Genomic DNA, 14,427 nt, shown 5'->3' on the forward strand with positions numbered 1-14,427 from the left:
AGGCGGCACCGCTACAGCTACGGGCCACGATCCCAATCCCGAAAAGTATATCAGCCGCTCCTGCTAGACGACAACCGCGCAACTCTCGCATCGAGACTTGTAACGTGAAGATTTTGCGCTGCAGTGCGGCACACTTCAGCTACTGCCGCGACTCAGTTCGGCACCATGAAGGTCATATTTTTACGTCAGGATGTCGACTCAAAAACTGGCCCGGCTGCAGGTCGCGCCCGAGCTGCAGGTTTCATGCACGACGACCTTGTCCAATCCCGCTAGACGCGGTTCCAGTCGCTGCCAGATCCAGCGGGCGAGCATTTCGCTGGTGGGATTCTCTAGCCCCTCGATGTCGTTGAGATAATGGTGATCCAACTGATCGTAAAGCGGAGCGAACGCCGTCTTGAGGTCGGCGAAATCCATGACCCATCCCATCGCAGGATCCGGCTCGCCCGCCACGTGAATTTCAATGCGAAACGAATGGCCATGCAGACGCGCGCACTTATGTCCTGCCGGCACATTCGGCAACTTATGCGCTGCCTCCAGCTGAAATACCTTGAAGATCTGCATGGCAAACGCCCGCGTGCCGGAGTGGGTTGGCGGAGCAATACACGCCTGAAATGGTGGCTATAGGTACCGCCGCACTAGAACCGTAAGTTCATGATACAAAAGGTAATAATTAAGACCTTCTGTACACGTACCACCACAAGTACCCCAGCGCGGCGGCGCCGGTTTAGTCAATGTTACCGAAAGATCAGCCCCAACGCTCGAACATTCCCCTTTAACTGGCCAAAATTTCCGAGCCGTTCGGCAAAAGGTAATCAAGGTAACCCGTTGCTCAACATTGACTATTTAGTCAAAAAAATCAAAGCAATACGGACAAACGCCAAAGGTAATTTAATAGTAATTTGAAAGTAATCAATTACCATAGCAAAGGGTAACGTCGGCAAGAAATAAAACCCTTTCGAATCAAATGGTTAAATTTAAATTACCTTGCCAGTTACCTGGAATTACCTTCAAAAGGTAATTTATTTAATGAATAAAATCATGAAGTTATGCCACATTTGACCGCATATCACCGTGATTACCTTTTTCCGCACCCCACCCGCTTATCGTGGTCAAAGTGACTAGCCCAGCACCTGACAAGGCATCAGCAGATGCCTACGCAGTCACGGGTCATTACCCGCTAGGCGTCCCGTCGCCGTAGCAGCAATCTGTCCTCGCCCGGGAAGTCTGGTTCCTTACCGATGCACCGGGCGCCACGAACCGTTAGCAATCCCCTTTGCGCGGTTCACTGGCCCCCTTTCTGAAAGGGGGCCTTTCTCTTTTGGGATTCGGTTCTTTGGTGCGTCGTTCTGCGTCATATATGGCGGCTTCCCAAGTTCTTCGTGAGAGCCACACAGCGCCGTGTGGCGCCTGTAGATACCATCGTCAGAATCGATCTCTAAAGACCACGCGGGTGCGGCGGGGGAAACTGCGCGGCTCGGGTGACGTGCAAGACCCCGGACGCATGACGATATCCATGCGCGCTTGACAAGTTAGGCTCGTCAGCCGCACCCTCCGTCGGCGCGGAGTAGGATGAATTCGCGCATGGATGAGTCAGGGGATAGGGGATGACCGGGCAAGTACGTTCCAACGATCGCGTGTTCGCGAAATTATTCACGTTGAGATTAACGTCTCAACGTGGTTCCCATGCGCCGCTGGCATTTGCCAAATGCAAACCTGAATTTTAAGCGCTCGGTGATCAGTACATAGGGGCAGGCCTTGATGGGGAATGCAGCGGAATCCCTAGACCGCTTAATTTCCAGGCGAATATAAAGCCTGCCCTTTCGCTCAATTTCTAATTCCCCCGTGGGAACGGACTCCTAATGAAAACAAAAGCAATAAATACCAAGATTGGGTTGTACGGCGTTTGTCTTTTATCTGTGGTAATCGGATCGGCGTACGCAGCTACTGGCCCAGATCCTGCCAACGCAAAACTTTTGCAGAAGAATTATGTCATTGGACCTTCTGACCCGACGGCTAACCCCGTGTCTGTCGCTCCCGGTGTACAGCAAACGAATGCGACAGCGCTTCCGGCGGTAAATGTCCTCGGACACTTCGCCAAAAGTACCAATCAAAAGACCACAGTTAAGAAAATATTTGATCCCAGTGGATGCGAAGGCCGCGTCGGCGATCCCATCGTTTTAAGCACGGGAAGTAAAGTGCTTGGCTATACCGATTTCGCGCTCCCCGGCGAAATGGGCTTGAAATACGAGCGCTACTACAATACCGCCACAAATCCCAACTGGAATGATAATTTTTCCTATTGGCTTGACCCGACATGCCAAGGCGCACTTAGTGGGAAATGCCATCAAGTAAGCATTTATAGACCCGATGGTTCTACCATCGTTTTTAACGCCGATCCAACGATCTATTCCACTTGGACGCAGGGCGCAGCTAGCCTTACCCACAATGCTGATGGAACATTTGTACTCAAGGATGAAGACAGTACGACACAAACGTACTCCGCCATTGGCCAAATTCAGTCGATCGTTGACGTATCGGGCATCGGCTGGACATTCACTTTCGCCCCGGGTGTTACCGCACCGCAATCTGAGCCCATCAAGGTCACACATACCAACGGCCAGTACATCACCATCAACGAGCAAAGCACTTTAAACGGGTCGACTTATACGAACGTTATTACGGTTACCGACCCCGGTGGTAATGTTTATACCTATAAAACCGGCAACGGTTACGCTGCAAATGCTCATCCAACCGATATCGCCTCTGTCACCTATCCGGGTACGCCGGCGACAGTTGTTACCTATAAATACGGCTCGTTTACCAGTGAGGGTATTGAGCGCCTTACCGAAATTGATTATAACGGCACCCCTTACGCGTACACGAGTTACGATAATACGACGGGTTATGCGACGAGCGAATATCTGGCGGACAATTCCCAGCAGTCGAGCATTCAGTATGTTGCGGGTGGAACGGGAATCGTATCGGCTGCTGTCACAAACCCATTGGGCCATACGGCAACAAAAACCTACAACGCCAGTAACTTGCTGGCGTCCGTTAGCGATACAGCCGTTTCCGACTGTGGGTCGACCGTTAACTCGCGTACATACGACAGCAACGGGTTTCTACAGCAGACGGTGGACAACAACGGCAACGTTCACACGTACACCTATGCGGCCAACGGCCAGCTGCAGACGGAGACAGAGGCCTCGGGGACGACGCAGGCACGGACGACCGACTACGTCTGGGACCCCAATGCGCAGCTGAATCGCCTGACCAGTGTGACGGTCGAGGGCTGGTCCAAGACCGCCTACACCTATAACGCGCAGAATCGCCTAGCCTCCCTGGCCGTGACCAACCTGTCGGCCAACGGCACCGCCAACCAGACGCTGACCACCACCTACAACTACACGCTGTACGCCAATGGCATGGTGCAAACGATGTCGGTGACGCATCCGTCGCCGAACAACAGCGACACCGACGTGACGACGTACGACGCGCTAGGTAACGTGAGCTCCTTTGCCGACGGCCTAGGCCACACCACGACCAACAGCAACTACAACGGGCTCAACGAAGTCCAGCATGTCGTGGGACCCAACGGGGATGCCACCGATTACACCTACGATACGCGTGGTCGCATCGCCACCAAGACAACGCATCCCTACGGCGTCGCCGGGACGTGGACGTATACCTACGATGGCTTCGGGCTGCTCTACACGCTGACAACACCCGATAACGAGGTGACCACTTGGAATCGCAATGCGGAAATGATGGTGCAAACCATCACGCACAACGACAAGGACGGCACGTCGACCGAGACGTTTGGGTACGATCCCAACGGCGATGTAACCAGTCACGTCGTCACGCGCGGCAGCGATGTCGGTTTGTCCGAGACAGCGCAGTACGACGCTCTGGGTCGGCTGTATCAGAAGATTGGCAATAACGGCCAGACAGTGACCTACGGTTACGATGGCAACGGCAATGTGCTGACGGCGACGAATGCCGCCGGTCACGTAGTGACCAATCAATACGATCATCTGGACCGGGTCAGCCAGACGACCGAGACCGGCGGTGCGAGTCCGCCAATGCCCACAACGGCACCGACACTGACGGTCCCCGCCACTAGTACGACCGGCGCCTATACCGTGACCTGGACGACAGTGAGTGGGGCGACCCGTTACATCGTGCAGGAACAGGCGAATGGCGGGGGCGCTGTCATTGTGGCCAATGGCGCAGCGACGAGCTGGGGCGCTAGCGGTAAAGCCAACGGCACCTATGCCTATCAGGTGAAGGCCTGTAATTCGACGGGTTGCGGTCCGTTGAGCGCAGCTGGTTCTGTCACGGTCAACGTACCGTCGGCGCCCACCTCCGCACCGTCACTCACGGTACCGGCGAGCAGCACCACGGGCAGTTATTCGGTGACCTGGACCAGTGTCGCGAACACGAGCAGTTACACCCTGCAGGAGCGGTTGAACGGCGGCAGCTGGACGACGGTGCAATCGGCGGCGGCCACGAGCTGGAATGCCAGTGGACGGGCCAGTGGCAGTTACGGGTATCAGGTGCAGGCCTGTAACGCGGTGGGCTGTGGTCCATGGAGTGCGGTGGGAACTATCACGGTCAGCCTGCCAGCAGTTCCCAGCACCGCGCCGGCGCTGACGGTGCCAGCAACGAATGGCACGGGCAGTTATTCGGTGAGCTGGGGCACGGTAAATGGTGCGGCCACCTATACGGTGCAGCAGCAGGTCAACGGGGGTGGCTGGACAACGCTGCAAAATTCGGCGGCGACGAGTGTGGGGGTCAGTGGCGAAACGAATGGCAGTTACGGCTATCGCGTGCAGGGCTGCAATATCAGTGGCTGTGGGCCTGACAGCGCCACCGGTACGACCGTGGTGACGATTCCTGTGCCTATCGCGATTAATGGCCAGTCGTACAGTGTTGGCTACGCTGTCCCCGCGAAGACAACTGGCTACACGACTATTGGGTTCGATATAACCGGCAGTAACACCTGGCAAGTGTTTACTGCTTCGCCCAGCACAGGCGGCGCGTATAGGGCAGCGGCAACGGGCACGGTTCCAAGTGCGGCGGTAACGGTGCAGTACACGTGGACTCTTGAGGGTCCTTCTCAAGGTGAATCGGGGTCCGCCGGTACAGTGACCAACCCGGCGGCTTCACCGGTGGCCATCAGCACCAATCCCGTGAGTAACTATACGACCGGTACTTACGGTCCTGCGTCGCCACAACGTGGCGAGATATATCAGCTGACGGTGACGTTTTTTAATGCCGCAGGTGCAAACATTTCGAGTTCGACCTGCACGTTGACGTCAGAAATAACGGGGACCGACTAATGGAAATTTCCTCGTCTTTGTTCCTATTTCGCGTGGAAACTTCAAGGAAAGAAACCATGTGCGAACCCAAGAAGCGGAGCCTTCCGCTCAAGTTGTTACCGGCGTTATTGATACTTTCACTGTCGCCCGCGTCGCTGCTCGCCCAGAGCGTCACCACGGTGATGACCTACGACGCCGGTGATCACGTGGCGAGCGTCACCGATCCGCGAGGTCTGGTGACGACCTATGCCCACGATGGCCTGGGCCTGCTGTGGCGACAGACCAGTCCGGACACGGGCACCACGAATTTCGTCTACGATGGCTATGGCCGTCAGTCCAGCATGACGCGTGCCGATGGCGTGCAGACCACCTATGGCTACGATGGCCTCAACCGCCGCACGAGCGTGAGTGCCGGTGGCCTGACCCAGACGTTCGCCTACGACAACTGCACCAACGGCCTGGGTCGTCTGTGCTCAGACAGCGATGCTATTGGGGCGACGTCCTACAGCTATACGCCGGAAGGATGGATCGGCGGGCGTGGCTTTACTATAGGTAGCACGACGTATGCGCTGGGTTTCAATTACGATGAAGTAGGTCGCCTTACCGTAGTGAATTACCCCGATAGCAATCAAGTCGTTTATTACTACACCAACGGCGTCGTCTCCGGCGTCTCCTTGAAGATCGGCAGCGCCTCACCGATCAACGGCGCGACGGCGATTACGTATCGGCCGACGGACATGGCGATGGCGTCGTGGACCTCCAGCAACGGGCTGATCAACACCCTGAACTACGACACCGATGGCCGGCTGGCGGGCATTAGCGTGCCTGGCAAGCAGAGCCTGGGTTTCACCTACGACGCCGCCGACCGCATCACGCAGATCACCAACGGCATCGATAACACGCTGACGCAGAACTTTGGCTACGACTACATGTCGCAGTTGACGTCGGTCTATTCCGGGGCGGATAACGAGAGTTACCAATACGACGCCAACGGCAATCGCACCTACCAGAACGTCAACGGAACAGCGCTGAACGAAACCCCCAGCAGTACGAGCAATCAATTGGCGAGTGTCGCGGGGACGCTCAATGCTACCTACGGCTACGATGCAAAGGGCAACAGCACGGTAGTCAATGGTGGAGCAGCGTACAACTACGACGCCTTCAATCGACTCAACACATCGTCAGGCATGACTTACTACGTCGATCCCGAAGGTCAGCGCCTGCGCAAAACCGGGAGTGCAGGTACGACCTATTTTGCTCCAGGCAGCGATGGTGGCATGTTGGCGGAGAGCCAGGGGAGTGGTTGGACAGACTACGTATGGCTCAACGGACGAATGATCGGTCGAATCGCCAATGGCCAGGCCTATGCCATTCATGACGACCAAGTCGGTCGACCGGAAGCGGTGACGGATGCGTCGCAGAACGTGGTGTGGCGAGCACAGAACTTTGCTTTTACCCAGAAGGTTATCGTTTCGAACATCACGTTGAACTTGGGTTTCCCGGGGCAATACTACGATGCCGAGACGCTGACCTGGAACAATGGTTATCGGGACTTTAACTCGGGGTTGGGGCGCTATCTGGAGAGTGACCCAAGTGGCTTGCCAGGCGGCATCAATACTTATGCCTATGTCGGAAATAATCCTGTCAGATTCGTTGATCCCAAGGGGCTTGATATCTACGTCGCGAACACAGCACAGGTGGGCGGGTTACACGAAAAAATTGTTGTCGGCCCGCCTGGTGGTCCTTTATATGGGCAAAGTTTCGGAATGACGAGTAGGGATTCACCCCAGCAGTCGACTTCATCGGCAGCTGATCCGGCGCCGGGTGGTAAAGGAAGTGGAGAGGTCTATGAGGACGAAGATCCCATCACAAATATAGACAACCGCTTTTATCTCAAAACAACTCCATTAGAAGATCTTGCGGCTATAGCGTACCTAAGAAAACAGCTAGGAAATGCTGGGCCCTATAACGTTATGACAAATAGCTGCCGAAATTATTCACAGGCTCAATATTTCAAATTACTCAATCTCGTATTAGGCATGAGGTATTGATTAAATGTTCTTTTTAAAAGCCATTCTGATGCTCATATTCCCATTTTATCGCGTCAATTTACCTGTTTTTGAATATCCATCAGATTTAACATATGCAGAGTACAACCATGGGATTGCAACAAAAAACGTGTCACTTAGTAAAAGTAATCAAACATATATTGATTTAAGGATTTTCTTGGATCGAGAAAAGGCTGGGTGGAAATATGATCTTACTACATATGCGCCCTATCACTTATTCACTTCAAAAATCATAAAAATCAATTGTATTGATAACAAAGTCGTCATTAACTTTAGGAATGATGATGTATGGGTGCAGATCTCAAAGCAAATTCACACCCCTTGTCCAACAGTCTCTAATCAGGCGATCACGCCGCCGGCGAATGGACTGCCTCATCTTCCGGGTTCCATGTAGATATACCTATGGATCAAGCCATCGATTTAATTGCACAAACGTTCGGAGGAATTGTTGTATATGGCGCATGCACAACTCAAACGTTCATAAAATGGACTTTACCAGCACCGGTCTCGACGAATCGAAACTGCAATAGTTCAGCCGCGCCAAGGACAGATATTGGCATAGCCAATATCTGTCCTTCCATGAGCAGGTTGCATAGTGCTAGATAGCAGCATCTGTTCCATTGGCAGCCAAGCCAGCGACCTTGTAGTCATCGAACGTCACCACCTCCTGACCCATCCACTCGTTGAGCTGCTGGAAGCGCGTCTGCAGCGGTTGTAGTTCATTGACCGCGAACACCTGAGCGGCCGGAATCACCGACCCGAACCCCGTCGTACCCGTCGGTACCAGGCCGAGCAGCTGCGGCGGCACGCGATGTGCGGCAAGCACGTCGTCACGCGTGACGTTCTTGATGTTGAAGAATTCATCCTTGGCCGCGACCTCGCTGATCGGGATCATCTGGATGCCGTCTTTCTTGCCACCCGGCGCATAGAGAAACAGGTTGCGAAAATTGCCCGGCCCCTTGCTCTCCTTCAACGCTTTCTTCAGATCCTCGACCTGTGTCTCGTCGGTCAACGCATCGGTGAGGTGCAGGATGTAGCCAGCGTGCGAGCCGTTGAGGTAGTACTTGCGACGAAACAGGGTGCCGGCCTCGTTGAGCCACGCGCTCTGCAGCGCCGACAGGTACTCCGGCAGTCCGTAGATCTCCTGGTGTACGTCCGGCTGGCGCAACTGGAACACCGAGCCCTTGGCGAATTCGTGGTCCGTCTTCCAGCCCTGCACGAAAAAGTACGTGTCCAGATCATCGCAACCTCGGCGCATGTACTTCGCCAGCGCGTGCTTCAACGGCATCGGCTGGCCGAGTCGATTCTTCACCTGCTCCAGGTAGCCGTCGCCGAACACCAAAAAATCCAGCACCCACGCACCGAACGTCTCGCGGCTCAGCAGCTTGTGTGGCCGGAACATCGACGTGAGGATGTTGCACTTCACGTAGATCGCCGAGCTGTGATGCGGTGTCGACCGAAACGATTTGGCCAGCCCTTCGCGCGACACTGGTGGCTCGTACCATTTGCCGTTACGCCACGCTTCGATGTAATCGAGGATGTCTCGCCCATCCAGCACCGGCGTCGGATCGCCGAAGCTGAAAGCCGTCGCCCGTGGTGCAAGCGTGTTATCCGTACCGGTTGTCACGGTCATATTGCGCATCAGTAAAGCTCCATCTGGCTGGTATTGGCCGCGGTGCGACCTTCCAGCGGTTCGTTGATCAGTGCATGCATGCAGGCCCACGCGAGATCCGCGTGGCCGATTTCCGCGGATCGTCCTGCGCTGTATTTCACATGCCGACCGGAGTCGGTCATCGTCCGCTTGAGCGCCATAAACGACTGCGCCAGATCCACCCAGCCGGCGTCGAACTCGAGTCGACCCTTGTCGATCACGTTCTGCGCCTTCATCACCATCAGCGACTTCACGTCGGGCGAGTAAGTAATCTTGCGCACCAGCGGAAAGAACTGAATCACCAACTGGTACACCGCCTGGCCCAGTCCGCTCACGTCGATGCCGATGTGCTGCACGTTGTAACGCTGGGTGATGGTGCGGATGAACGCGGCTTGCGCCTCGAAGTCCATGCCCTTGAGTCGGTGTCGCTCGAGCGCGCGAAACTTGCCGCCCGGCTTGTCCGGGGGTGCCAGCACCACCAACCCGGCACCATCGCCGCCTTGGCCCAAGGCCGGGTCGTAACCCACCCACACCGGCTTCATGCCGAATGGCCGCATCAACAACGGCTTGAGGTCAGTCCAGTCGACCCAGCTGTCGACCATGCAGCCCTGCATCATCGCCAGCGTGAACAGGCTGTCGCCGTCGTCCATGAACTGGCACATCAGCAAGTTGGCGAACTCGTCCGGCGGGTACTCGGTGCGCAGTTCCTCCAGGTCGAACAGATCGCAGCCGCCGCGCTCGGCGTCCTCGATCGTCACCAGGTGTCGCCACACCTTGTCGGCGCAGCGCAGGCCTTCGGCTATCGCGACGCGGTCGGTGATAATCTCGACCCGATCCTCTTTCTTGCGCCGCCGGTTGTAGCGATCGCCCGTCCAGTACGGGTACGCCGCGTGGCTCGTGGCGCTCGGCGTGCTGAAGTACGTCTTGCGCCACTGCTTGTGCATCGCCATGCCGCTGGCGACCTTGTTGATCTCCTCGAAATTCTGCGACCAGAAAAACTCGTCGTAGTAAAAATTGCCGTGATAGCCCTGCGCCGTGCGCGCGTTCTGGCCGAGGAAATACAGGTGCGCACCGTTCCAGAGAACGATCGGATCACCCTTCAAGTCGATGCCCACCGCCTCCTGCGCAAACTGGCGGATGTACTGCTTGAAGATGTGCGCTTGGGCTTTCGACGCGCTCAGAAAAATCTGATTGCGACCGGTGGCGATCGCATCGTCCAACGCCTCGCGTGCGAAGTACCAGGTCGCGCCGATCTGGCGCGACTTGAGGATCATGCGCGTGCGCTCATCCGCCGAGGTGCGCCACTTGTGCTGATAGGCGAACAACGACTCATGGAACTGCCGGCGTAGCTCCGCGGCCTGTTCCTCGGTGAACTCGTTGCGCTTCGGTGCGCGCTTCGGCCCGGTGTTGCGCGCCTCGACGTTCGGGTTGAGATCAGCCTCGTTACCACCGGGCGCCTGGTAGCGCCGCACCCGCGCCAGCCGCTCGATCTGCCGACCGAGCAGATCAATCTCCTTGAAGTCGCCGCCGGTCTTCTTCTCCTTTTCGATCAGCGTCTGGAACCGCACCTCGATGCAGCTCTCGGCGCGCTCGATCATCGGCGCCTTCGCCCATGCGTCGCGTGTCTTCCACGACTCGATCGTGGTGCGCGCAATACCCAGCTCGTCGGCGATATCCGTGACCGGCCATCCCCGAAAAAACAGGGAGCGCGCAGCGCGTCGCTGATCGACGTGGGGGACAGGCATCAACATGGCGGCATCGTCGCAAGCGCACCGACGTAACTATTGCCTGCCGCGATGTACCAGCCCGTTGGTACATCGGCCCCGCGTTGCCCGGCTCGCGCACGGTGCCGACGATGGCCGCGTCTCCCCAACGTGCCGCCACCCCGAGGTTTCGTCCATGGCCAAGTCCAAGTTTTTCCGCGTCGCTGTCGAAGGTGCGACCTCCGATGGGCGAGCGATCGAGCGCAGCGCTATTCAAGGCATGGCCGCGACCTACAACCCCGTGCTTTACGGCGCGCGCATCTTCGCCGAGCACATTCGCGGCTACGCGCCGGACAGCCCGTTCAAGGCGTATGGCGACGTCACCGCCGTGAAGGCCGAGGAAATTCCCGACGGTCCACTCAAGGGCAAACTCGCGCTGTACGCGCAGATCGATCCCACGCCAGAAATGGTCAACCTGGTGAAGGCTCGCCAGAAGATCTACTCGAGCATCGAGATCACCCCGAAATTCGCCGACACCGGCCTGCCCTATCTATCGGGCCTCGGCATCACCGACAGTCCGGCCAGCCTCGGCACCGAGATCCTCACCTTCGCCGCGCAGCATCCGGACGCCAACCCGTTCGCCTCACGCAAACAGCATCCGGACAACGTGTTCACCGCCGCCACCGATGCTGTCGAGATCGAGTGGGAAGACGAACCGGCCGATACCAGCGCCAGCACGCTGTTCGCCGCGATCAAGGACAAGCTCGCCAAGATCAGCACCAAGTTCAAGGTCAACGACGGCCAGCTGGGCGACGTCGGCGAAGCCTTGCAGAGCATGGCCGACACGCTGGAGCAATTCGCCAGCAGTCATACCGCTTTGACCCAGCGGTTCGCCGATCAATTCAGCACGCTAAGCGCGCGCTTGGATTCCATCGAAGCCGCCAACGCCACGCATCGCCAGGACTTCGCCAGCTTGCGCGCCCAGCTCGAAGCTACGCCCGGCGGTCTGCCGCGTCCCGCGGCAACCGGCGGCGGTGATGTCGGCCAGACCGACTGCTAATCGCATCCACCCTTTCTTTCCGAACCGCCGACCCACGTCATCGCCTGCACGTCACGGAGCACCCCATGCGCAACGAAACCCGCCTTGCTTTCACCGCCCTCTCGCAGCGCATCGCCCAGCTCAACGGCGTGGCGTCGGCAGGCGAGACCTTCACCGTCGCACCGACCGTGCAACAGACGCTGGAAAAACAGATCCAGTTATCCAGCGCGTTCCTCCAACAGATCAACGTCGTTCTGGTGACCGAGCTATGGGGCGAGAAACTCGCGTTGGGTACCACCGGCACCATCGCCAGCCGTACCGACACCGATACCACCGACCGCGCGCCGGCCGATCCGACTGATCTTTTCCCGAACGACTACACCTGCAAGAAGACCAACTTCGACACGTCGCTGAAGTATTCCAAGATCGACGCGTGGGCCAAGTTCCCCAACTTCCAGACGATGTTCCGCGATGCGGTCGTCGGCCAGCAGGCGCTCGATCGCATCATGATCGGCTTCCACGGCACCAGCGCGGCCGCGAACACCAACCGGGTCACCAACCCGCTGCTGCAGGACGTCAACATCGGCTGGCTGGAACACATCCGCACCGATGCACCGGCACACTGGATGAAGGAAGTCGTTCCTGCCAGCGGCAAGGTCACCATCGGTGCCGGCAAGGACTACGAGAACCTCGACGCCCTGGTGTCGGATGTGACCGAGAACCTGATCGCCGAGGCCGTGCGCGACAACCCGGCGCTGGTGGTCATCTGCGGTCGTGACTTGCTGCAGGACAAGTACTTCAAGCGCATCAACCAGCAGCAGACCGCCGAGAACGAACTGGCGACCGACATCATCGTGTCGCAGAAACAGATCGGCGGCCTCAAGGCGGTGCGTGTGCCGTTCTTTCCGAAGAACGCGATGCTGATCACCACGCTCGACAACCTGTCCATCTATTCGCAGGAAGGCGCACGTCGCCGGCAGTTGGTGGACAACGCCAAGCGCGACCGGGTCGAGAACTACGAATCCAGCAACGACGCCTACGTGGTCGAGAACTACCTGCTGACAGCGTTCGTCGAAAACATCGTCGTCTCGTAATCACCGAACCCCTCCCCCACAGCGAAGCCCGTCGGCTGGAGAGCCGGTCGACGGTGCCCCGCCGATACCGCGAGAGAGCATCGCCATGCCGTCACCCGCCCAACAGCACCGCCAGCGCATCGCCGCCGCGATGTCCCAGACCGTAGCAACCGATGCCGATCACAGCGCCGTCGTCGCCAGCAGCGCGTACGCGTTGATGCTCGCCAAGCTCGCCGAGGACAAGCGCGCGCTCAAAGGTATCCAGTCGATCGCGCAGAAGATCGAGGTCAAGCGTCAGCGCCTGCCGGAGTACGCGGCATGGATCGACGGCGTGCTGCAGGCTGATCAGCCGGTGCAGGACGACGTCTTCGCCACCGTCATGGTCTGGCGTATCGACACCGGCGACATCGACGGCGCGCTGGTCATGGCCACGCACATGCTTACCCATAACCTCAAGCTGCCCGAACATTACCAGCGCGACCTCGCCACCCTGGTGGTGGAAGAAATCGCCGAGCGTGCCGGCCACGCGGATAGCGGCAACGTCACCGCATCCCAGCTACTGCAAGTGGGCCAACTTACTGAAGGGCGCGACATGCCGGATGAGGTGCGCGCCAAACTCCACAAGGCCATCGGCCTGGCCTTGCGCGATGCATCGCCCGCGCAGGCACTCGACCATCTGCAGCGTGCGCTGCAACTGAACGCGCGACTGGGCATCAAGACAGAGATCACCAAGCTGCAAAAGCAGCTGGCTCTGTCGACGCCGGTCGCCACCTGAGCTCGCCCCGAGCACCGCGGCGGCTCGGTGGACATCGTGTGACCTCTCTCCCACCCGATGCACCACCGATCACCGCCGCACTTATTCCGCGCCACACCCCTGTGAGGTCATGATGTCCGGTCTCGTCGCCACCGCGCCTGCTACCGCGCCCGATCCCCTGCGTTCCGGCGACTGGTATCCGTCCATCGACCTTACCGAGGCGCGTGCTGTGATGCGCGTGGATGGCACCGTCACCAATGAGCGCCTCACCGAGTGCATCGCGCTGGCCATGTCTGCCGTCGAGGATCAGCTCGACGCCTGGCAACAGCAACAGGTCGCCCTTGGCCGCGCCACGCTCGTTGAGGTGCCCAGCAAAATCATCGCCGGCACCTCGCGCCTGGTGCGGCTGTATCGCCGCGCGGTGTACGCCAGCGCGCAGGCCGAACTGATCGAGCGCTACCGCGATGTCGACACCACGCACGCCGGCCACAAACACGCCGACACACTCGACTCCACCATCGACGACTACCGCCGCAACGTGCGCTACGCCATCCGCGACATCCTCGGCCGGCCACGTGCCGATGTGGAGTTGTTGTGATCGTGCGCGCCAACCAGGGCGAGACCTTGGACGCGTTGTGCTGGCGCGTGCTGGGCCGCACCGAGGGCGTCACCGAAGCGGCGCTCGCTGCCAATCCCGGCCTCGCCGACCTCGGCGTCGTGTTGCCGCTGGGCACTGTCGTCTACCTGCCCGACACCGTACAGGCCACGCAGTCGCAGACCGCGCTGGTGCAGCTCTGGAACTGACAGGGGACCACCG

11 protein-coding genes are annotated in these 14,427 nt (G+C 58.2%); 8 read left to right on the forward strand and 3 right to left on the reverse strand.

The window, feature by feature from the left end; genetic code table 11:
- Nucleotides 1-198: 198 nt before the first annotated feature.
- On the reverse strand, nt 199-561 hold the full coding sequence (gene queD / locus HDE79_RS15200) for a 6-carboxytetrahydropterin synthase QueD (protein WP_184602913.1): 363 nt from the start codon (nt 559-561) through the stop codon (nt 199-201).
- Between the two features lie 1,298 nt (nt 562-1,859).
- Between queD and HDE79_RS15205 the strand changes: the two genes are divergently transcribed.
- The 3 genes from HDE79_RS15205 to HDE79_RS15215 are packed head-to-tail and all read left to right on the forward strand — an operon-like array spanning nt 1,860 to nt 7,784.
- On the forward strand, nt 1,860-5,342 hold the full coding sequence (locus HDE79_RS15205) for a DUF6531 domain-containing protein (protein ID WP_255488432.1): 3,483 nt from the start codon (nt 1,860-1,862) through the stop codon (nt 5,340-5,342).
- A 56-nt stretch (nt 5,343-5,398) separates the two neighbouring features.
- Nucleotides 5,399-7,372 carry an RHS repeat-associated core domain-containing protein gene (locus HDE79_RS15210; protein ID WP_255488433.1) on the forward strand — a complete coding sequence of 658 codons (1,974 nt, stop codon included), beginning with the start codon at nt 5,399-5,401 and terminating at the stop codon, nt 7,370-7,372.
- A gap of 4 nt (nt 7,373-7,376) precedes the next feature.
- Nucleotides 7,377-7,784, forward strand: a complete 408-nt coding sequence (locus HDE79_RS15215) for a hypothetical protein (RefSeq protein ID WP_184602919.1) — start codon at nt 7,377-7,379, stop codon at nt 7,782-7,784.
- A gap of 204 nt (nt 7,785-7,988) precedes the next feature.
- Here the strand turns inward: HDE79_RS15215 and HDE79_RS15220 are convergent, their stop codons facing one another.
- Nucleotides 7,989-9,032: a phage portal protein gene (locus tag HDE79_RS15220; RefSeq protein ID WP_184602921.1), complete on the reverse strand. Its 1,044-nt coding sequence runs from the start codon at nt 9,030-9,032 to the stop codon at nt 7,989-7,991.
- On the reverse strand, nt 9,032-10,792 hold the full coding sequence (locus tag HDE79_RS15225; protein ID WP_184602923.1) for a terminase family protein: 1,761 nt from the start codon (nt 10,790-10,792) through the stop codon (nt 9,032-9,034). The genes HDE79_RS15220 and HDE79_RS15225 overlap by 1 nt, the downstream gene beginning before the upstream one ends.
- Before the next feature lie 148 nt (nt 10,793-10,940).
- Here HDE79_RS15225 and HDE79_RS15230 point away from each other — a divergent pair, with 148 nt between their 5' ends.
- The 5 genes from HDE79_RS15230 (at nt 10,941) to HDE79_RS15250 (ending at nt 14,414) form a co-directional block, all read left to right on the forward strand.
- A complete protein-coding gene (locus HDE79_RS15230) occupies nt 10,941-11,804 on the forward strand; it encodes a GPO family capsid scaffolding protein (protein ID WP_184602925.1) in 864 nt (287 codons plus the stop codon).
- A 65-nt stretch (nt 11,805-11,869) separates the two neighbouring features.
- Nucleotides 11,870-12,877 (forward strand): phage major capsid protein, P2 family, encoded by a 1,008-nt coding sequence (locus tag HDE79_RS15235; protein ID WP_184602927.1) that lies wholly within the window; start codon nt 11,870-11,872, stop codon nt 12,875-12,877.
- An 85-nt stretch (nt 12,878-12,962) separates the two neighbouring features.
- Entirely contained in the window at nt 12,963-13,631 is a 669-nt protein-coding gene (gpM, locus tag HDE79_RS15240) for a phage terminase small subunit (RefSeq protein WP_184602928.1), read from the forward strand.
- 112 nt (nt 13,632-13,743) lie between these two features.
- Entirely contained in the window at nt 13,744-14,208 is a 465-nt protein-coding gene (locus tag HDE79_RS15245) for a head completion/stabilization protein (protein WP_184602931.1), read from the forward strand.
- Complete coding sequence (locus HDE79_RS15250; RefSeq protein WP_184602933.1) at nt 14,205-14,414, forward strand: tail protein X; 210 nt, start codon at nt 14,205-14,207, stop codon at nt 14,412-14,414. Before HDE79_RS15245 ends, HDE79_RS15250 begins: the two co-directional genes overlap by 4 nt.
- Nucleotides 14,415-14,427: the final 13 nt, after the last annotated feature.

Origin of the sequence: Rhodanobacter sp. MP1X3 (assembly GCF_014207165.1) — a bacterium.
Lineage (GTDB): Bacteria > Pseudomonadota > Gammaproteobacteria > Xanthomonadales > Rhodanobacteraceae > Rhodanobacter.